This is a genomic window from Spirillospora sp. CA-128828 (assembly GCF_050945415.1).
In the GTDB taxonomy this organism is placed as follows: domain Bacteria; phylum Actinomycetota; class Actinomycetes; order Streptosporangiales; family Streptosporangiaceae; genus Spirillospora.
Window position 1 is genome coordinate 6548983 of the sequence record NZ_CP191986.1, and the last position, 20547, is coordinate 6569529.

The window sequence follows — 20547 nt, forward strand, 5'->3', positions numbered from 1 at the left end:
ATGACCACCACCGAGAGCGCGTCCGCCGCGGGCACCGCCGCGGCGGGCGCGCCCCGCGGACGCAGGGGCGACGTGCAGGGGACGCGGCGGCTCGCGGCGCTGCTGCTGTCCCCCACGCTGCTCGTGCTCGCGCTGGTCATCGGCTACCCGGTCCTCGCCGGATTCCGCGAATCGCTGTACGCGCGGGGCGAGGGCCTGGACGCCGAAGGGTTCGTCGTGGAGGGCGACAGGTTCGTCGGTCTCGGCAACTACACGGCGATCTTCCAGGGCGACCGCGCCGACGCGTTCTGGAACGCCTTCTCCAACACCACGTTCTTCACGCTCACCACCGTCGTGCTGGAGACGCTGATCGGCGTCGCGATGGCGCTGATCATGCATCAGGCGTTCCGCGGGCGGGCGATCGTGCGCGCGAGCATCCTCGTCCCGTGGGCGATCCCGACCGCGATCTCCGGCCTCCTGTGGCGGTGGATCTTCCAGGCGGACGGCGCCGCCAACGCGGTGCTGCGCCAGGAGATCCTGTGGACCGCCGACGGGTTCCCCGCCAAGATGGCCGTCGTCATCGCCGAGGTGTGGAAGACGTCCCCGTTCATCGGGCTGCTCGTCCTCGCCGGCCTGCAGATGATCCCCCGGGACGTCTACGAGGCGGCCCGGGTGGACGGCGCCGGGGCCGTCCAGCAGTTCTGGCGGATCACGCTGCCGCTGGTCAAACCCGCGCTGCTGGTCGCCGTGCTGTTCCGGATGCTGGACGTGCTGCGGATGTTCGACCTGCCCGCCGTGCTGATCGGCGTCAACCAGAAGTCCGTGGAGACGCTCACGATGATCGCCTGGTTCGAGGCGTCCAACCTGCGGTACGGGTCGGCGGCGGCGTACGCGACCGTGCTGTTCCTGTACATCGCGCTGATCGCCTACCTGTTCGTGAAGCTGCTCGGCGCCGACATCATCGGCGATGCCCGCCGGCACACGAAACGCGAACGCAAGAGCCGGCCGGTACGGGGCAAGAGGAGGGTCGCGCAATGACCGGGGCCAAGCGTCTTCTCTCCTACCTCGGGTTCGCGGCGGTGGCCGTGTACTGCCTGGCGCCGTTCTACTGGATGGCGATCTCGGCGTTCCGCCGACCGCAGGACCAGTTCGACAACTCGATCGTCCCGTCCCGGTGGTCGTGGGAGAACTTCTCCGCGGTGTTCTCCAGCGGCAACGGGTTCGGCCGCGCCCTGCTGAACAGCTTGATCGTGGCGGGCAGCACCACCGTGCTGACGCTGCTGATCGGCACGTTCACCGCGTACGCGCTGGCCAGGCTGGACTTCCGGTTCAAGAACGCGGTGCTCGGGCTCATCGTCGCGACCACGATGTTCCCGGGAATCTCGCAGCTCGTTCCTTTGCTGAAACTTTTCACCGATATCAAATGGATCAACACCTACCAGGCGATGGTGCTGCCCAGCCTCGGGTTCGCGCTGCCGCTGTCGGTGTGGCTGCTCACCGCGTTCTTCCGGCAGCTGCCGTTCGAGCTGGAGCAGGCGGCGATGGTGGACGGCTGCACCCGCGGCCAGGCGTTCCGCAAGATCATCGTCCCGCTGGCGGCGCCCGGGGTGTTCACGACGGCCATCCTGACCTTCATCGCCGCGTGGAACGAGTTCCTCATCGCGCTGTCCATGGTCAACAAGAAGGAGATGCAGACCGCCACGGTCGCGATCTCCAAGTTCGCCGGCGTCTCCGGGTTCGACCAGCCGTTCGGCACCCAGATGGCGGCCGGGGTGGTCGTGACCGTCCCGCTCATCGCCGTGGTGCTGGTCTTCCAGCGCCGGATCGTCGCCGGGCTGACCGCCGGCGGCGTGAAGTGATTTCCCGCTCCCGATCCGAAGGATGTTCATGACCCAGGACACCCTGCTCGCCCCCGCGGCCGGCGACCTCGCCGCGGAGGACACCCGATGGTGGCGCGACGCCGTCATCTACCAGGTGTACGTGCGCAGCTTCGCCGACTCCGACGGGGACGGCGTCGGCGACCTGCCGGGCATCCGGTCGCGGCTGCCCTACCTGGCCGGCCTCGGCGTGGACGCGCTGTGGCTGACCCCGTTCTACGTCTCCCCGATGGCCGACTTCGGCTACGACGTGGCGGACTACCGCGACGTCGACCCGCTGTTCGGCACGCTCGCCGACGCCCGCGACCTGATCGCCGACGCGCACGCGCACGGCCTGCGGATCATCGCGGACATCGTGCCGAACCACACGTCCGACCGGCACGCCTGGTTCCGGGCCGCGCTCGCCGCACCTCCCGGCTCCCCCGAACGCGCCCGCTACATCTTCCGGGACGGGCGGGGACCGGACGGCGCGCAGCCGCCGAACGACTGGGAGTCGGTGTTCGGCGGCCCCGCCTGGACGCGGCTGCCGGACGGCCAGTGGTACCTGCACCTGTTCGCGCCCGAGCAGCCCGACCTGAACTGGGAGAACCCCGAGGTCCACGCCGAGTTCGCGGACGTCCTGAAGTTCTGGCTCGACCTCGGCGTGGACGGCTTCCGCGTGGACGTCGCGCACGGCATGGCCAAGGCGCCCGGGCTCCCGGACGTCGGCCACGCGGACCAGGTGGAGATGCTCGGCACGGCCGTCCTGCCGTATTTCGACCAGGACGCCGTCCACGGCATCCACCGCGAGTGGCGGCGCCTGCTCGACTCCTACGACGGGGAGCGGATCGCCGTCGCCGAGGCGTGGGCGCCCACGCCGGAGCGCCTCGCCGCCTACACCCGCCCGGACGAGCTGCACCAGGCGTTCAACTTCCACTACCTGACCGCGCCCTGGGAGGCGCCCGGGATGCGGGAGGTGATCGAGGAGTCGCTGCGCACCGCCGAGGCGGTCGGCGCGCCAGCGACCTGGGTGCTGTCCAACCACGACGTGAAACGGCACGTCACCCGGTACGGCGGCGGTGAGCGGGGGTTGCGGCGCGCCCGCGCGGCGGCGCTGCTGACGCTCGCGCTGCCCGGCTCCTCCTACGTCTACCAGGGCGAGGAGCTGGGCCTGCCGGAGGTGCTCGACCTGCCGGAGGAGTTCCAGCAGGACCCGCAGCGGCTGCGCGGCGAGGGCGCGGGCCGCGACGGCTGCCGCGTCCCGCTGCCGTGGGAGGGCGAGGAGCCCCCGTTCGGCTTCGGTGCGGGAGCCGCCTCGTGGCTCCCGATCCCCACCGCGTGGCGTGACCTGACCGTGGCGGCGCAGCGCGACGACCCCGGCTCCATGCTCGCCCTGTACCACGAGGCGCTGCGCATCCGCCGCGAGCACCCGGCGCTGGGCGACGGCGACCTGCGGTGGCTCACCGGCCCGCCCGGCACACTGGTCTTCGTCCGGGAGGCCGGCGACGGGGACCGGCGGCTCGCCTGCGCGATCAACATGGGCGACCGCACCGTGCGCGTCCGCGTGCACGGGAGCCCGCTCCTGGCGAGCGGGCCGCTCGACGTGGACGGCGAGCACGTGCACCTGCCCCCGGACACCGCACTGTGGTGGGACGCCGAGGAGATAGCTTGAAACCCATGACGACGCGCCTGGCGGATATCGCGGCACATGCCGGGGTGAGCGAGGCGACCGTGAGCCGTGTGCTCAACGGCAAGCCGGGCGTGTCCCCGAGCACCCGCCAGGCGGTGCTGACCGCCCTGGACGTGCTCGGCTACGAGCGCCCGGCCCGGCTGCGCCAGCAGCGGGCCGGGCTGATCGGGCTGATCATCCCCGAGCTGACCAACCCGATCTTCCCGGCGTTCGCCGAGGTCATCGAGAGCGCGCTGGCCCGGCACGGGTACATGGCGGTGCTGTGCTCGCAGGCGCCGGGCGGCGTGGCCGAGGACGACTACATCGAGATGCTGCTGGAACGCGGCGTCGCCGGGATCATCTTCGTCAACGGCCTGCACGCCAACGCCAACTCCGACCGGGCCCGCTACGCGCGGCTGCTGGAGCAGGCGCTCCCGATCGTCCTGGTCAACGGCTACCGGCCGGACATCGACGCGCCGTACATCTCCAACGACGACGTGGCGTCGCTGGAGGCGATCGTCGCGCATCTGGCCGCAATGGGCCACCGCCGGATCGGGCTGGCGATCGGCCAGGACGTGTACGTGCCGACGCGGCGCAAGACCGAGGGGTTCCGGCGCGGGATGGCCGCGCATACCGACCTCGCCCCGGACGAGGTGGACGAGCTGATCGTCAACACCATGTACACGGTCGAGGGCGGGCAGGCCGCGGCGGCGAAGCTGCTCGACGCGGGCTGCACGGCGATCTGCGGCGGCAACGACATCATGGCGCTCGGCGCGATCCGGGCCGCGCGGGCGCGCGGCCTCCGGGTGCCCGGGGACGTGTCGGTCACCGGCATGGACGACTCGCTCCTCACCGCCTACCTCGACCCTCCGCTCACCACCATCAGGCAGTCGGTGCGGGAGATGTCCATGGCCGCGGTGAGCACCGTCCTGGACGAGATCCGCGGCGCCCGCGCACCCCGCACCGAGCTGCTCTACCGGCCGGAACTCGTCGTCCGGCGGTCCACGGCGCCGGCTCCCGCGGCGGCCCGGCTGTCCCCCGTCAAGGACGGCTGACCCGGCGCTGACCGGGTGTCGGACGGGGACTGACCGGCCTCGTGCCGGGGCCAGGTTGTTGTAACGGTTCTGTTTCGGCGCATTGACAGTGAGCCGGGTCACGGTCTTTCCTTCGTGGGAGCGCTCCCACACCACCCGGAAGACACAACCTGAGAGGGGTCCGCGATGAGGGCCATCATGCGGCGCGGACTGAGTACGGCCCTGGCGGCCGTGCTCGTCGGCGGCCTTGGCGTCGCCTGCGGCGGGGACGACAACGAGAAGGACGGCTCCGACAGCGGGCCGGTCGAGCTCACCGTCGACGTGTTCGGCGAGCCGGGCTACGACGCGCTCTACAAGCAGTACGAGCAGTCGCACCCCAACGTGAAGATCAAGCAGCGCAAGGTCTCCACCCTGGACGAGTACAAGCCGCGCATCCAGCAGTGGATGGCCACCGGCAGCGGCGCGGGCGACGTCGTCATGCTGGAGGAGGGCATCCTGCCGCTCTACATGCAGCAGAAGGCCAAGTTCCTCAACCTCTTCGACTACGGCGGCAAGTCGCTGGAGAAGAACTTCCTGCCGTGGAAGTGGCAGATGGGCGTCACCCCGGACGGCAAGCAGCTGATCGGTCTCGGCACCGACATCGGCCCCCTCGCCATGTGCTACCGCAAGGACCTGTTCAAGAAGGCGGGCCTGCCCACCGAGCGCGACGAGGTCGGCAAGCTCTGGCCCACATGGGACGAGTTCCTGTCGACCGGGCAGAAGTTCCAGCAGAAGGTGCCCGACAGCAAGTGGCTGGACGGCCCCACCGCCGTCTTCCGCGCCACCGTCCTGCAGAACGCCGGCAACGGGCCCGGCTACAGCTTCTTCGACAAGAGCGACAACCTCGCCTACGACACCAACCCGGCCGTCAAGCAGGCGTTCGACACGTCGCTGAAGTTCGCGGAGAACAAGCTCACCGCCGACATGTCGATCTTCACGCCGCCGTGGCAGACCGCCCTCAAGCGCAACACCTTCGCCACTCTGCCGTGCCCGTCCTGGATGCTCGGGGGCATCGAGGAATTCTCCGGCGACTTCGGCAAGGGCAAGTGGGACGTGGCGACCACTCCGGGCGGTGCCGGCTACTGGGGCGGCTCGTGGCTGGCCGTGCCCAAGCAGACCAAGCACGCGAAGGCCGCCGCCGAGCTGGCCAAGTTCCTGACCTCCCCGGAGGGGCAGGTCGGCGCGTACAAGGCCGCGAACGTCTTCCCGTCCTCGCCGCAGGCCGCGCAGGACCCGGCGGTCGCCGGCGCGAAGAGCGCGTACTTCAACGACGCGCCGGTCGGCCAGATCTTCGGCCAGCTGGCTGCCGGGGTGAAGCCGGTCTACCTCGGGCCGAAGAACGAGGACGTGCGGGCCGCGGTGGAGAACATCCTGATCTCCGTGGGCCAGGGCAAGCAGAAGCCGGGCGACGCCTGGACGAAGTCGGTCGACGAGGCCAAGAAGGCCGCCCGGTAACCCCGGACGGCCCGTGACCACGGCGGCGGCGCCGCGCTACCTCCCCGCCGGCGCCGCCGCCGTTCCCATCTCCCGCTCCGTCCCGTCCTCGGAAAGGAGGCGCACGACGTGACCACCGATCTGCGCCCCAGCCGGAACGGCCCGCCGCCCTCGCCGGCGCGGGACCGCCCGGGGCCGTCCCGCACCTGGCGGGCCCGGCTGGCCCGGCTCGACGTGAAGGGCGCGCCCTACGCCTTCATCTCGCCGTTCTACCTCGTCTTCCTGGTCTTCGGCGCGTTCCCGCTCGTCTACACGCTCTGGGTCTCCCTGCACGACTGGGAGCTCGCGTCCGGGACGCGCAAGTTCGTCGGGCTCGACAACTACGACTACCTGCTGACCGACGCCGACTTCTGGCACGCCACGGTCAACACCCTCGGGATCTTCGCCTTCTCGACCGTCCCGCAGCTGCTGCTCGCGCTGCTGATCGCCAACGCCCTGAACCGGCGGATGCGGATGCCGACGCTGTTCCGGATCGGGATGGTCGCCCCGCTGGTCACCTCGACCGCCGCCGTCGCGATCGTGTTCACCCAGATGTTCGACAAGGACTGGGGCATGATCAACTGGGCGATCGGGCTGGTCGGCATCGACCCGATCCAGTGGTCGAGCAGCCGCGGCTGGTCCTGGGCCGCCATCGCGATGATGGTCGACTGGCGCTGGACCGGCTACAACGCGCTGATCTACCTGGCCGCCATGCAGGCGATCCCGAAGGACCTCTACGAGGCCGCCGCGATCGACGGCGCGTCCCGGATCCGGCAGTTCTGGCAGATCACCGTGCCGATGCTGCGGCCCACGATCATCTTCACGGTGATCATCTCGACGATCGGCGGGCTGCAGCTGTTCACCGAGCCCGTGCTGTTCAGCGTCGGGACGCCGAACAAGATGGACGGCGGCCCGGCGCACCAGTTCCAGACGATCACGATGTACATGTACGACAACGCGTTCGGCCATGACCGATACGGCTACGGCGCCACCGTCGCCTGGGCGCTGTTCGTGATGATCATCGTGTTCTCCCTGATCAACTTCCTGGCCGTGCGGCGCACGGGAGGCACCAAGTGACCACGCTCCTCGCCGGCCCCGGCCGGCGCTCCGACGCCAAGCACGCCGCGCATTCCGGCCGCTATCGCGGCCTGTGGAACGCCAGCCCGCTGACCTATCTCACGCTGATCGTCGCGCTGGCGCTGTCGGTCTTCCCGATCTACTGGATGATCATCGTGGCGACCCGCACCAACAGCGTGGTCGCCGACGTCCCGCCGCCGCTGCTCCCGGGCGGGCAGGGCTCCGACAACGTCGGCCGGCTGTTCGACAACCCGGAGGCCTACTTCGCCAAGGGCCTGCTGAACTCCGCGATCGCCTCCGCCGCGGTGACGGTCTCCACCGTGTTCTTCGCCTCGCTCGCCGGCTTCGCGTTCGCCAAGCTGCGGTTCCGCGGCAAGAACGGGCTGCTGCTCACCATCATCGCGACCATGATGATCCCGGTGCAGATGGGCATCATCCCGCTCTACATGATCATGGTGAAGCTGGGCTGGCAGAACCATCTGCAGGCCGTCATCGTCCCGTTCCTCGTCACCGGTTTCGGCGTGTTCATGATGCGGCAGTACGCCGACCAGGCCGTCCCGGACGAGCTGATCGAGGCGGCCCGGGTGGACGGCTGCACCACGTTCGGCATCTACTGGCGCGTCGTGCTCCCCGCGCTGCGTCCCGCCGCGGGCGTCCTCGGCCTGTTCACGTTCATGCAGACCTGGAACGAGTTCATGTGGCCGCTCGCGGTGCTCAATCCCGACAACCCGACGGTGCAGCTGTCCATCAACAACCTGGCGAACGCGTACTTCAAGGACTACACGCTCATGTTCGCCGGGACCAGCGTGGCCATCCTGCCGCTCCTCGTCGTGTTCATCATTTTCGGCCGCCAGATCATCGGCGGGATCATGGAAGGTGCAGTGAAGGCGTGACCTCCCTACAGGACGACACCAGCGCGGCTCCGGCCGCACCGTTCCCGACCGGGTTCCGCTGGGGGGCCGCCACCGCGTCCTACCAGATCGAGGGCGCCGCCGCCGAGGGCGGCCGCGGGCCCTCCATCTGGGACACGTTCTGCCGCACTCCGGGCAAGGTCCTCGGCGGCGACACCGGGGACGTCGCGGTCGACCACTACCACCGGTTCCCCGAGGACGTGGCGCTCATGGCCGACCTCGGGCTGACCGCGTACCGGTTCTCGGTGTCCTGGTCGCGGGTGCAGCCGGCCGGCGCGGGGGCCTTCAACGAGGAGGGCCTCGACTTCTACCGGCGGCTGGTGGACGCGCTGCTGGAGGCGGGCATCGAGCCCTGGCCGACGCTCTACCACTGGGACCTTCCGCAGTCGCTGGAGGACAAGGGCGGATGGCCCGAGCGGGAGACCGCGCACCGGTTCGCCGAGTACGCGACCCACGTGCACGCCGCGCTCGGCGACCGGGTCAGGCACTGGACGACCGTGAACGAGCCGTGGTGCGCGGCGTTCCTCGGCTACGCGTCCGGGGAGCACGCGCCCGGGCGCCTCGACCCGTCCGCGTCGCTGCAGGCCACGCACCATCTCCTGCTCGCCCACGGCCTCGCCGTGGAGGCGATGCGCGCCCGCCACCCGGACAACCGTTTCGGGGCGGCGGTCAACCTCTACGCGGTGTCGCCGGCGACGGACGCCCCCGCCGACGTGGACGCGGCGCGCCGCATCGACGGGCTGCAGAACCGGCTGTTCCTCGATCCGCTCCTGCTGGGCCGCTATCCGGAGGACGTCCTCGCCGACACCTCCCGCTACGGGTTCCGGCCCCCGGACGCGGACCTGGCCGTGATCCACCAGCCGATCGACCAGCTGGGCATCAACTACTACTCGCGGCACACCGTCGCCGGCACGCCCGGCGAGGCGTCGCAGACCGCGTCGTCGCCGTTCTCGACGCACTCCCCCTGGGTCGGGAGCGACCACGTCCGGTTCGTCCCGGCCGGGCGCCCGGTCACCGGGATGGGCTGGGAGATCGACGAGCGCGGACTGCACGAGGTGCTCACCCGGCTCCACCGCGAGTACCCGTCCGTCCCGCTGTACATCACCGAGAACGGCGCGGGCTACGACGAGACGCCGGACGGAAATGGCACGGTCCAAGACGCGGGGCGCATCGCCTACCTCGACGCGCACCTGCGGGCCTGCCACGACGCCATCTCCGACGGCGTGCCACTGCAAGGCTATTTCACCTGGTCGTTGCTGGATAATTTCGAGTGGGCTTGGGGCTACTCCAAGCGTTTCGGGCTGGTCCACGTCGATTACGCCACGCAGCGCCGGGTGCCCAAGGACAGCGCACGGTGGTACGCCGGGGTGATCCGGCGGGGCGGGCTGCCCGAGCGGGGCTGACCCGGGGCGACGGTACGGACGAAGGGGGCCAGATGACGGGCAGGAGCACGCGCCCGACCCTGGAGGAGGTCGCGGCGCGGGCCGGGGTGGGCCGCGGCACGGTGTCCCGGGTGGTCAACGGCTCGCCGCGGGTCAGCCCGCAGGCGCGCGAGGCGGTGCTGAAGGCGATCGACGAGCTCGGGTACGTGCCGAACCGCGCGGCCCGCACGCTCGTCACCCGCCGCACCGACACGGTGGCGCTGGTCGTCGCCGAGTCGGACCAGCGGCTGTTCGGCGAGCCGTACTTCGCCGGGATCATCCGCGGGATCAGCAACGGCCTCGGCGACACCGGGCTGCAGCTCCTGCTCGCCCTGGCCCGCTCCCCCGCCGAGTACGGGCGGCTGGAGGACTACCTCACCACCCAGCACGTGGACGGGGTGCTCCTCACCTCGCTGCACGCCGAGGACCCGCTGCCCGCCAAGCTGGAGGCCAACGGCGTGCCGACCGTCCTCGGCGGCCGGCCGCCCGGCCTGCATCCGGTCAGCTACGTCGACGTCGACAACCGCAGCGGCGCCCGCGAGGCCGTCGGCCATCTCATCGCGGGCGGCCGGCGGCGCATCGCGACCATCGCCGGCCCGCAGGACATGGGGGTGGGCATCGACCGGCTGGCCGGCTACCGGGAGGCGCTCGCCGCCGCGGGGCTGCCCGAGTACGTCGAGTTCGGCGACTTCGGCGAGGCCAGCGGCATCACCGCCGCCGAGCGGCTGCTGGCCGCCGAGCCGGCCCTGGACGCGGTGTTCGCCGCCGACGACCCGATGGCGCTCGGGGCGCTGCGCGTCCTGCACCGGCGGGGCCGCCGCGTCCCCGACGACGTCGCGGTGATCGGCTTCGACGACTCGTCCGCCGCCCCGCTGGCCGACCCGCCGCTCAGCACCGTGCACCAGTCACCGGAAGAGATGGGCCTGGAGATGGCCCGGCTCCTGGTCTCCCGGATCCGCGGCGAGACGGTGCCGGACCCGGTGGTCATCCTGCGTCCCCACCTGGTGCTGCGCGACTCCGCCTGAGGCCGCGCCGGTGGGGGGTCAGCGCCGTCCGACGGCGGCGTACATCCAGCGGGTCCCCTCACCGGCGCCCTCGGGGCGCCACTCCGGCACCCACACGACACCGGGGTCCAGCAGCTCGAACCCGTCGAGCAGGGCGGCGACCTCCGCGCGGTTCCGGCTGCGGAGCCGGGCGGTCGCGTTGCGCCACGCGCCGACGGCCTGCCGGCCCGTGTCCGGGTGCCCCTCGGTCGTGCTGTGCGAGACGATCAGGAGGCTGCCGGGGGCCATCACGTCCCGGAACGTGCCGATCGTGTGCCGGACCTGGTCGTCCTCGGCGAAGTGCAGGACCGCGAGCATCAGGACGGCCACCGGCTCGTCGAAGTCGATGAGATCGCGGACCTTGCCGTCGGCGAGGATCTTCTCGGGCTCCCGCATGTCCGCCTGGATGACGGCGGTGGTCTCGGACGGCGCGAGCAGCGCCCGCGCGTGCACGAGGACGATCGGGTCGTTGTCGACGTACACCACGCGTGCGCCGGGCGCATGGGCCTGGGCGACCTCGTGCACGTTGCCCTGCGTGGGCAGCCCGGTGCCGAGGTCGACGAACTGCCGGATGCCGGACTCGATCGCGAACCGGACGGCCCGTCCGAGATAGGCGCGGTTCTCGCGCGCCGCCTTCGGGATGTCGGGGCCCGCGTCCGTCGCGACCTTCGCGGCCTCACGGTCGACGGCGAAATTGTCCTTGCCTCCGAGGAAGACGTCGTAGATCCTCGCCGGACTGGGGGTTTCCACATCGATGCCGGGCGGTGCGATCTCGTCGCTCATGCCCCCAGTTTAAGATCATTTACGACTTCATGCGGCAAGGAGCTGTGAAATGGCCTACGAACCGACAGCCGACGAGCTCGTCTTCCTGAACCGTTGCGTGGAGCTCGCCGCCGAGGCGCTCGATTCGGCCGACGAGCCGTTCGGCTCGGTCCTCGTGTCGGCGTCCGGCGAGGTCCTGTTCGAGGACCGCAACCGGACCGCGGACGGCGACCAGACCCGCCATCCCGAATTCGAGATCGCCCGCTGGGCGGCGGCCAACATGACCCCCGGCGAGCGGGAGGCCGCCACCGTGTTCACGTCCGGCGAGCACTGCCCGATGTGCTCGGCCGCGCACGGCTGGGTCGGCCTCGGCCGCATCGTCTACGTCATGTCGTCCGCGTGGCTCACGGCGCTGCGCACCGAGCTGGGCGTGCCGCCGGGGCCGGTCACCGCCATCCCGATCCAGGAGGTCGTCCCGGGCCTCCGGGTGGACGGCCCGGTCGCCGCCCTCGAAGCCGCCATGCGCGAGCTGCACACCCGCGCCTGCGCCTGAGGGCGGCGGCGCGTGTGCAGCCGCCGCCCTCAGGCGGCCTTCGCGCTCAGCGCCTGGTCAGCGCCTCCAGCCGCTCGACGGCCGCCCGCCAGTCGGACGGCAGCCGGCACCGTGTGGCGCCGTGCCCCCGGTAGGTGAGCGTGTAGGTGAAGTGGTCGGCCACTTGGCACCCGTCGGGCGAGGAATCCGTGGTGACGACGCGGCCCAGCGCGCGCCGCAGGCCGCGCATCTGCGCGTCGTCGAGCACGACCTTCTCGTCATTGACGAGGGCCGTTCCCGTGACATCCACGGTGACCTTTTCGTGAATTCCGGCGAAACCGCCGGAACGCTCGTAGGTGACCAGCACATCCGGCCCGGTCGTCGCGAGCATGGACGCCTCCTTTTCATGCGGGCCGCCGGACAGCACCCCGCTCCCCATTCCGGCGGCCCGCGGTCCGTGGGTTATTCGCCGAAAAGGATTCCGCCGGTGTCGCGCACCGCGACGCACCGGTTCGGGAACGTCCGCGCGAAATGCCGGGGCCGGCCGTGCCAGGCGCCGTCCGCGGTGACCCTCACCGGCGCGTACTCCAGCGTGCACAGCCCCGGCCGCGCCGGGATGCGCGCTATCTCACCGTCGGCGGCCGCGAGCTGGTCACAGGCTTGGGACGCCGCGTCCAGCGTCCCTCCGTCCGGGTCGCACCACAGGCGCCACGTACTGGCGGGGCCGTGCCGCGGCGCCAGCGTGAGCAGATAGTCGCCGGCCGGTCCGTCGGCCCACGCCGGCACCGCCGGCGCGAGGACCGCCATTCCCGCCAGCACGGCCGCCCACCGGAAACGGGCACGCGACATGTGCATGTCTTCCTCCCTGGATTCGCCCACCGCGATCTGCGGCATTGGCCGGCAGGACGCCCGAATTGTGGTGGTCGTCCCGCCGCATCCAGACATTAGGTGCCGCAAACTCCCCCGAACAAGGCCAATTCTCGTCCCAACCTGGCCATCGGTTCACACTTAAATCAAGTCTGCCCATTTGTGCAATGCCCTTTGAACACAAATTGGCCCGGTCCTGTGCTATCGCGGATACGGGGCCCTGGACTCACCAGGGGTAGGCGCCGCCGTTCTCGTTGAGGAAGGCACCGGTTTCCGGCCGCGCGATCTGCCGGGCGATGTGGGCTCCGCCCTCGTCCGCGCTCAGGACGCCCGTGTGGTTGTTGAGATCGGTGGCGCAGAAGCCGGGCGACAGCGCGTTGACCCTGATGCCGGAGTCCCGCAGGGCGTTGGCGTAGATGAGCGTGATCGCGTTGAGGGCCGCCTTGGAGGAGTTGTAGCCGAGCAGGTTGGCGTACTGGGCGAGCGCTTCGTCCGGCCCGCTCAGGAACGCGAAGGTGCCGAGGCCGCTGGAGACGTTGCCGATGTACCCGGACGGCGACCTGCGGAGAAGCGGCAGCATGGCGTTGGTGACGGCGACGACGCCGATCACGTTGGTCTCGTAGACCTCGCGCAGAGCGGGGACGGGCAGTTCGCCCGGCGGCCGCGACCTGTCCCGGGTGATCGCGGCGTTGTTGACGAGCACGTCCAGGCGGCCGTACTCGGCGTCGATCAACCCGGCGGCGGCGGTGATCGTCGCGGCATCGGTCACGTCCAGCCGGACGAACCGGGCGTCCAGCCCCTGCTCCGACAGACCGGCGGCGGCTGCGGCCCCGCGGTCCGGGTCACGGGCGCCGAGCAGCACCGTGTGCCCCGCCCGCGCGAGCGCGCCGGCCGTCGCGAGGCCGATGCCCTTGTTGGCGCCGGTGATGAGGACGATCTTGCTGGTCGTTGTCATGAGGGCCACCCTGGCCGCCGGGCGGCGGAACCGGGAGAGCACCGTCGAGGCTGGTATCGGGAGTCCCATGGTGACCGCGGGGACGAGCGGCCACACTGGAGGGGTGGAGCACGGGGACCGGGCGGAGCTGGCCGCCTTCCTGCGGCGTTGGCGGGCGCGAGTGCAGCCGTCCGACGTCGGGCTGGAGCGGGGGCGCCGCCGTACGCCCGGCCTCCGGCGGCAGGAGGTCGCGAACCTCGCCGGCATGTCGGTGGACTACTACGTGCGGCTCGAACAGGGCCGCGGGCCCCGGCCGTCGAGGCAGATGCTCGCCGCGCTCGGGCGGGCGCTGCGGCTGACCGACGACGAGCGGTCCCACCTGCACCACCTCGCGGGCGAGATGCCCGCACCGCCGCCCACGCCGGTGCGCGAGGTGCGGCCGAGCCTGCTGCATCTGCTGGAACGGCTGGACGACACGCCCGCGCTCGTCTGCGACGCCAAGTACGACATCCTCGCGTGGAACCCGATGGCCACCGCGTTGCTCGGAGACTTCTCCGCCGTGCCGGAAGACGAGCGCAACGTCGTCTGGCGGTTCTTCGCCCGGCCGCAGTCGCGTGAGCGCATCGACCCCGGCGACGCCGGGCGGTTCGCCCGCGAGGCGGTGGCCGACCTGCGCGCGGTGGCGGCCCGCTACCCGCGCGATCCCGGTGTCCGTTCGCTGGTCGATCGGCTCCTGACCACGAGCCCCGAGTTCCGGATGCTGTGGGCCGAGGGGGATGTCCAGGTCCGGCGTTCGGCGCGTAAGCGGATCCGGCATCCGGTGGCGGGGTGGCTCGATCTCCAGTGCGAGGCGTTGCACGACCCGGCCCGTGACCAGTGGACCGTCTTCTACGTGGCGGCGCCCGGGTCCACGACGTCCGAGGCGCTTCGGGCGCTGAGAGGTGTGAGCGCGGGCCGGTGACCCCGGCCCCGGAGGGCCGGGGTCGTTGACTCAGCGGGTTTGGACGCCTCCTCGTACGTTGGCGGCGGCCTTCAGGGAGACGGCGCCTGGTTTCGACTGGTCTTCTGCGACCACGGCGAGGGTGATGGTGTTGCCGCCGCGGGCCTGCAAGATGCCGTTGGGGAGGGTGAAATCGTGCTGGATTTCGCCGTTCACGTATTCGCCCATGTTCCAGCCGTTGATGAAGATGAGGGCCCGGTAGCGGCCGCTGCCGTTGTCGAAGTGAAGTGTCACCGGGACGTCCTGGTCCTTCGGCAGGGCCAGGTCGGCGTTCGTGGTGTACCAGTGGACGCCTGGCTTTACGGGGTCGGCCGGGGACATGGACGGCCAGGTCCGGGTGGGCGCGGACGGCAGGTGCCAGCCTTCCCGCTCGCCATAGAGGCCGCCTGTGTTCAACGGGCCCCGGACCGGGTCGTTCGTACGGGTGCCTTGGATTCGCCAGGTCACCGGGTTCGTCGTGAATTCGGCGTTGACGAGGCCGCGCGGTTGCTTCTGCCGGTAGTCGTCGGCGGTCCAGTCGTCGTTGTGGCCCATGTTCTCGACCAGGACGGAGAGAACCGCTTTCTGGCCCTCGTGGAGGAGGCCGGCAGGTATTTCGAAGCTGCCGGGTCCCGGATTGTCGTTGATGGGGGCGTCGGCGTCCTTCTGCTCTCCACCGGCCGCCGATCCCAGGTAGCGGCCGTTCAGCCAGACCTGGTAGATGCCGTGCTTGCCGGTGATGGCGTTCAGGTCGACGTTTCGCTCGGAGCCGGTCGCGGTGAAGTGGCCGCGGTACCAGACATGGCCGTGGTGGAAGCCGTAGTCGTCGGCGTAGAGGACGGGTGGATTCTTCGGCTTGATGGGGCTGACCGTGGTGGTGTGGTCGGCGATCTTCCAGGAGGAGTCGTCGAAGTCCGGAGCCGTTTCCGGTGCGCCTTGCTTTCCGCGCCAGTTCTCCAGGGCCGGGAGTTCGACGGGGCGCGGTCCCTTGGCGTGGGCCAGGAGCGTGCCGCTGCGGGTTGTACGGGCGTAAGTGTCCTTGCCGTTGAGGGTCAGGCGCCGGGCGGAGGTGAAGACCTCGATGTCGCCCGGCTTGGCCAGGTCGGCGCGTATCACAGCGGTGCCGTTCCTCATTTCCGCGGAGCGGACAAGGTCGGTGCCTCGGACGAGAGTGTCGCCTGAACGCCAGAACTTGGCGGCCTCTTCGTCCGTGCCGATGAGGAGCAGGAGGGGCTTGCGGCCGCCGCCCGTTATCTGGACGCGCGCCAAGCCGTGGTGTTCGTAGTCGAGTTTCAGGTTGCCGTCGGAGTAGGTGGACTTCACCGAGCCGCTCAGGACCTTGACGTCGGGTCGCGAGTTGTAGCGGAGGACGGTTGTCCCTGCGATGCCTTCGGTGCCGTAGAGGACGGCGACGTCCCGGTCGTTGGCCGTTGTGTGGGTGAGAAGTTCCGAGGTCGTCGCGGCCAGGCGCTGACCGCCCATGTCGTAGCCGGCCACCAGGATTTTCGCGTCACGGCCTTTCAGGCCTACCGGGAGGTTGTAGGTGCCGTCCGGTGTGTTCCAGGTGAGGTTCGCGGATTGGTCGTCGCCGGTCTTCCGGTCCGCGTGCCGGACGAGGACGAACTGTGTTCCGGTGTCGGGATTGGCACGGGCTTCGGTGTGAACGGCGGGGTTGTCGGACGCCGGGGCCGCGACCTGGTCGGTCTTCGTCAGGGGCGCCACGGTGGTGACGAAGAGGCCTTGCCGCTTGAACTCGTCGTACTTGGTGGTGAGCTGCCGGTTCTCGGTGATGGGCGCGCCATAGTCGTAGGACGTGTAGACGTCGTTGGGCTGGGCGAGACGTCCCCAGTTCGTGCCGCCGAAGGCCATGTAATAGCCGAACATCGTGGCGCCCGAGGTGACGAGGTTCGACTTGTAGTAGACCTTCATGTACTTCGCGCCGGTGAGTTCGCGGCACTTCTCGTAGCCCGCGCGGTTCGCGTCGATGGCGCCGGCCTGGTATTCGGCGGCGTAGACGGGAGCGTCGGGGCTGAGGCGTTCGGTCACGCCTTCACCCCAGGTTCCCCACGTGTCGGGGTCCCGGCATTCGAACGCCTGCGGATAGTCGTCCACCCCGGGAATCTGTACGGCGCCTTGGCCGGACGCCCACGTGGGCGTCCAGGACGCGTCACAGCACTGGTTGTGGGTGATGGGGACGTCGATCCCGTGGGCGCGGGCCTGGCGCTGTACGTCCTCCATGTAGGCGGGGTCGGTGTTGGCGGCGTACTCGTTCTCGGCGTTGTAGACGATGACCGATCCGCCGCGCGTGACCTGGTGCCGGGCGATGATCGGGTCGATGTGGGCGAGCCATTCCCGGTAGGCGCGGGTGTAGTTCGGGTCGCTGGAACGGGCGCGGCCCGGAACGGTCTTCAGCCATGCGGGAAGACCGCCGCCGGTCGTCTCGGCGTTGATGTACGGGCCGGGTCGCGCGACGACGTACAGGCCGAGGTCTTCGGTCATGCGGAGGAGACGGTCGACGTCCCGTACCCCGCTGAAGTCGTATTCTCCGGGGTTCGGTGAATGGTAGGCCCAGTCGAAGTACAGCGACACGCCGTTGAATCCGGCGGCCCTGATCTTCTCCAGGACGTCCCGCCAGAGAGCCGGGCTCGGGAGCCGGAAGTAATGGAACTCGCCCGCCCACAGCAGGACGCGCTGTCCGTCCACGGTGAGCGAGTAACGGTCGTAGCCGACCCGATGCGCCTCCGCCTGTGCGGGACGGGCGGGAGCAGGGGCGAACAGGAGAGCGGCGGCGGTGAGAAGTGCGGCGATGGCGGCGGGTTTGCTGTTGGCACGCATGGCAGGCGTCCTTTGCAGCGGCCGGCCCGCCCCGGACGGGCCGGGGCGGGCCGAGGAATTCATCGGGTGAGGGAGAAGGTGCTCAAGCGCGTCGCGCCGCCGAAGACCAGGTAGACATCATGGTTTCCGGCGGCATTGCCGAGCTGTGCTGTGATCTCCTTGTAGGTGTACTCGTCGCCGGTGGCCGGGACGTTCAGAGTCCCCGCCACGGGACCGTTCGGGCCGTCCAGACGGACCTGGATCGTGGTGGCGGACGTGCCCGCGACCCGGGCGGTGATCTTGCCGGCCGAGGTGCCGAGGTCGGCGTCGGAGAACTTCAGCCAGGAGTTCGCGGCGCCGGCCACCGCGTCGCCCTTGACCTTCGTCTCGTCGACCAGCTGGATGCCGTTCTGGTCGTCGAAGTCGGCGGCGCGGGTGGTCTTCGACAGGTCGCGGTCGGGGATCGTCTCGCCACGCACATCGAGGGTGGTGTGCTGCCGGATGTCGGCGGACGAGGAGCCGATCAGCAGGTCCTGCTTCGCCTTCTCGACCGTCCACTTGTTGCGCGTGACGTCCCAGATGGCGAGGTCCGACGCGCGCAACGTCAGCTTCGCCGTCACCGTGCGACCGGGGGCGACGTGGACCTTGTCGAAGGCGCGCAGCTTCTTCACCGGCTGCTTCACCTTGGAGTTCTGCTGGTGCGTGTAGAGCTGGACGACCTCGTCCCCGACCTTCTTGCCCGTGTTGGTCACCGGCACCGTGACGGTCACCGTTCCGTTGCGTCCCACGGAATTGCTGCTGAGCCGCGGCTTGCCGTACCGGAACGTGGTGTAGGAAAGGCCGTGGCCGAACGGGTAGAGCGGCTTTCCTTGGAAGTACTGGTACGTCCTGTTTGACTTGATGATGTCGTACTCAAGGATGTCGGGCAGGTCGCTCTCGGAGCGGTACCAGGTTTGCGGAAGCTTGCCCGAGGGGCTTTCGTCGCCGAACAGGATGGACGCCAGGGCGTTGCCCGTTTCGGCGCCGGCGTGGGTCGTCCACAGGATCGCCGGGACGTTCTCCTGCTCCCAGTTCAGCGTCGTCGGGTAGCTGTTCTCCACGACGACCACCGTGTTCGGGTTGGCCTTGCGGACGGCCTTGATGAGTTCCGACTGCCCTTCGGCGAGCGCCATCGTGGTGCGGTCGTGGTCCTCGCGGCCGTTGATGAAAGGCATGCTGCCGACCACGACGACGGCGGCGCCGGCGCCGGTCACGGCCTTCACCGCCGAGTCGATGCCACTGCTGATGACGTCCTTGGAGAAGGTGGACGCGCCATCCTTGGTGGTGAGGGCGAGCGTCCCGTCGTCCTGTGTCTTCACGTAAGTCTTCGCCGGGTCGGCCCAGTCATAGGCCTTCTCGTAACCGGCGTAGCGAAGCAGGTAGTCGCCGTTGTCCTGCTTCTCCAGCTTGAACATCTGCTGGACGAACCAGTTGTTCGGCTGGTCCTGGTCGTTCGCGAACGTGTCGCCCCAGTTGTAGCGGCCGACGGTCTTGCCGTTGGCGGCGCTGCGCAGGGTGACGATTCCCTGGCCCCAGTCGAACACGTCGAACTGGGTCGTTGCGTCGGTGGCCGACGTCGGGCCGGTCTTCAGGACCGCCCCGGAGCCCGTCCCGCCCGCGATGTACTTGCCGGTCTTGACGTCCTTGAGCGCGATCCGGTCGACGCCCTCGCTGGACGCCACCGAACCGGCCCGCTTCCTGATGCCGTCCAGCGGCGTGACCTTGTACGGCAGCGAGCCCGAGTACCAGTCGGTGTAGAGAGTGTTCGAGAGCGGTCCGACGACCGCGACCTTCCCGGACGAGAGCGGCAGCGCGCCGCCCTGGTTCTTCAGCAGCACCATCTGCTCGGCCGCGGCCTTGCGGGCGAGGGCACGATGGGCGGGGCTGTCCACCACGTCCTTGGTGATCTTGCCGTAGGGGCCGCCGCCCGGGTCGAACTCGCCGAGCCGCACCCGGATGCTCAGGATGTGCCCGACCGCGCGGTCGACATCGGACTCGGCGAGCAGCCCGCGCGACAACGCCTCCTTGACCGCGTTGACCGTGATGGACGAGTTGGTGTCGTCGGTCGTGAAACTGTCCACGCCCGCCTTGACGACGGCCGCGTCGGCGGTGGGCAGGTCCGGGTAGTACTTCTGGGAGTTGACCAGGCCGTTGGGGGCGCCCGCGTCGGTGACGTTGAAGAGCGTCCGGTCGCTCCAGGAGCGGACCAGGCCGCCGGCGTCGGGGGTGACCGTCGCGGGACGCCCGTTGACCAGGTTGTAGGACGTCATGATCCCGGTCGCGGCGTCGTTCGTCAGCGGGATCTTGAACGGGACCTCGTCGAACTCCTTCTTCACCCGGGGCCGCAGGCTGGAGGACGTCTGGTCGCGGCGGATCTCGTTGTTGTTGGCCATGTAGTGCTTGAGGACGGGCGCCGCCCTGAGGTGAGCGGGGTCGTCGCCCTCGATGCCGCGGCCGTAGGCGGTGGCGAGCAGCCCGGTGAGCACCGGGTCCTCGGAGTAGCCCTCCTCGTTGCGGCCCCAGCGGGGGTCGCGGAGCAGGTTGACGACGGGCGCCCACAACTGCAGGCCCCAGACGTCCGGGTTCTCGCTGTTGTAGCCGCGGGCCTCGTCGCCGACGGCCGAGCCGATCTTCTTCACCAGCGCCGGGTCCCAGGTCGCGCCGAGCCCGACCGACTGCGGGAACACCGTGCCCTTGGCGGTCACGACCGCGCCGTTGTTGTGGACGTCGGTGGACCACGCGACACCGTGCAGCGCCTCGGTGCCGGTCTTGAACCGGCCGATGCCGAGCCGCGGGATCGCCGGCTGGTACTGGTGGAGCAGCGAGACCTTCTCGTCCAGCGTGAGCCGTCCGAGCAGGTCGTCCACCCGCGCGTCCACCGAGAGGCGCGGGTCGCGGAACGGGTAGGTGTCGCGGGCGGCGGCGGGCGCCGCCCACGCGAGGGGGGCCGCCAGCGCGGCGGCCAGGACGAGGGTCAGCGACCGGCTGCGCCGGCCGGGGGAACGGGGGTTTCGATGGGGTCTGGACATCGATTCTCCTCTTGGACTAGCCCCCGAAAGATGACTATCGAAGCGCTTCGATAAGGGCCGAGCGGGGCCCTGCTCCTCCTTGTCGGCTT

Annotated in this window: 17 protein-coding genes; 11 read left to right on the plus strand and 6 right to left on the minus strand. The window is 70.1% G+C overall.

Annotated elements, in window-relative coordinates; translation table 11 throughout:
* The 9 genes from ACQPXG_RS31650 (at position 1) to ACQPXG_RS31690 (ending at position 10484) form a co-directional block, all read left to right on the plus strand.
* Positions 1-1017 carry a carbohydrate ABC transporter permease gene (locus ACQPXG_RS31650; RefSeq protein ID WP_433462793.1) on the plus strand — a complete coding sequence of 339 codons (1017 nt, stop codon included), beginning with the start codon at positions 1-3 and terminating at the stop codon, positions 1015-1017.
* A complete protein-coding gene (locus ACQPXG_RS31655) occupies positions 1014-1838 on the plus strand; it encodes a carbohydrate ABC transporter permease (protein ID WP_433462794.1) in 825 nt (274 codons plus the stop codon). The genes ACQPXG_RS31650 and ACQPXG_RS31655 overlap by 4 nt, the downstream gene beginning before the upstream one ends.
* Before the next feature lie 28 nt (positions 1839-1866).
* Positions 1867-3507, plus strand: a complete 1641-nt coding sequence (locus tag ACQPXG_RS31660) for a glycoside hydrolase family 13 protein (RefSeq protein ID WP_433462795.1) — start codon at positions 1867-1869, stop codon at positions 3505-3507.
* Positions 3508-3512: 5 nt separating this feature from the next.
* Complete coding sequence (locus tag ACQPXG_RS31665) at positions 3513-4559, plus strand: LacI family DNA-binding transcriptional regulator (protein ID WP_433462796.1); 1047 nt, start codon at positions 3513-3515, stop codon at positions 4557-4559.
* 177 nt (positions 4560-4736) lie between these two features.
* A complete protein-coding gene (locus ACQPXG_RS31670; RefSeq protein ID WP_433462797.1) occupies positions 4737-6032 on the plus strand; it encodes an ABC transporter substrate-binding protein in 1296 nt (431 codons plus the stop codon).
* Between the two features lie 108 nt (positions 6033-6140).
* Positions 6141-7127 carry a carbohydrate ABC transporter permease gene (locus ACQPXG_RS31675; RefSeq protein ID WP_433462798.1) on the plus strand — a complete coding sequence of 329 codons (987 nt, stop codon included), beginning with the start codon at positions 6141-6143 and terminating at the stop codon, positions 7125-7127.
* Positions 7124-8020 carry a carbohydrate ABC transporter permease gene (locus ACQPXG_RS31680; protein ID WP_433462799.1) on the plus strand — a complete coding sequence of 299 codons (897 nt, stop codon included), beginning with the start codon at positions 7124-7126 and terminating at the stop codon, positions 8018-8020. Before ACQPXG_RS31675 ends, ACQPXG_RS31680 begins: the two co-directional genes overlap by 4 nt.
* Positions 8017-9441, plus strand: a complete 1425-nt coding sequence (locus tag ACQPXG_RS31685) for a GH1 family beta-glucosidase (RefSeq protein ID WP_433462800.1) — start codon at positions 8017-8019, stop codon at positions 9439-9441. The genes ACQPXG_RS31680 and ACQPXG_RS31685 overlap by 4 nt, the downstream gene beginning before the upstream one ends.
* A gap of 32 nt (positions 9442-9473) precedes the next feature.
* Positions 9474-10484: a LacI family DNA-binding transcriptional regulator gene (locus ACQPXG_RS31690; protein WP_433462801.1), complete on the plus strand. Its 1011-nt coding sequence runs from the start codon at positions 9474-9476 to the stop codon at positions 10482-10484.
* 18 nt (positions 10485-10502) lie between these two features.
* On the opposite strand, the gene ACQPXG_RS31695 is transcribed toward ACQPXG_RS31690, so the two are convergent.
* Positions 10503-11285: an SAM-dependent methyltransferase gene (locus ACQPXG_RS31695; protein WP_433462802.1), complete on the minus strand. Its 783-nt coding sequence runs from the start codon at positions 11283-11285 to the stop codon at positions 10503-10505.
* Between the two features lie 49 nt (positions 11286-11334).
* On the opposite strand from ACQPXG_RS31695, the gene ACQPXG_RS31700 reads away from it, so the two are divergent.
* Positions 11335-11817, plus strand: a complete 483-nt coding sequence (locus ACQPXG_RS31700) for a nucleoside deaminase (protein WP_433462803.1) — start codon at positions 11335-11337, stop codon at positions 11815-11817.
* A 46-nt stretch (positions 11818-11863) separates the two neighbouring features.
* On the opposite strand, the gene ACQPXG_RS31705 is transcribed toward ACQPXG_RS31700, so the two are convergent.
* The 3 genes from ACQPXG_RS31705 to ACQPXG_RS31715 form a co-directional block, all read right to left on the minus strand.
* Positions 11864-12187 (minus strand): hypothetical protein, encoded by a 324-nt coding sequence (locus ACQPXG_RS31705; RefSeq protein WP_433462804.1) that lies wholly within the window; start codon positions 12185-12187, stop codon positions 11864-11866.
* A 71-nt stretch (positions 12188-12258) separates the two neighbouring features.
* Entirely contained in the window at positions 12259-12651 is a 393-nt protein-coding gene (locus ACQPXG_RS31710) for an SSI family serine proteinase inhibitor (protein WP_433462805.1), read from the minus strand.
* A gap of 238 nt (positions 12652-12889) precedes the next feature.
* Entirely contained in the window at positions 12890-13618 is a 729-nt protein-coding gene (locus tag ACQPXG_RS31715; protein WP_433462806.1) for an SDR family NAD(P)-dependent oxidoreductase, read from the minus strand.
* Between ACQPXG_RS31715 and ACQPXG_RS31720 the strand changes: the two genes are divergently transcribed.
* Positions 13617-14558, plus strand: a complete 942-nt coding sequence (locus ACQPXG_RS31720; protein WP_433462807.1) for a helix-turn-helix transcriptional regulator — start codon at positions 13617-13619, stop codon at positions 14556-14558. The two genes, ACQPXG_RS31715 and ACQPXG_RS31720, sit on opposite strands and share 2 nt — an antisense overlap.
* A 30-nt stretch (positions 14559-14588) precedes the next feature.
* On the opposite strand, the gene ACQPXG_RS31725 is transcribed toward ACQPXG_RS31720, so the two are convergent.
* Together ACQPXG_RS31725 and ACQPXG_RS31730 are read right to left on the minus strand one after the other, a co-directional pair.
* Positions 14589-17411: a beta-galactosidase gene (locus ACQPXG_RS31725; RefSeq protein WP_433462808.1), complete on the minus strand. Its 2823-nt coding sequence runs from the start codon at positions 17409-17411 to the stop codon at positions 14589-14591.
* Between the two features lie 59 nt (positions 17412-17470).
* Entirely contained in the window at positions 17471-20458 is a 2988-nt protein-coding gene (locus ACQPXG_RS31730; protein ID WP_433462809.1) for a glycoside hydrolase family 3 C-terminal domain-containing protein, read from the minus strand.
* Positions 20459-20547 lie beyond the last annotated feature (89 nt).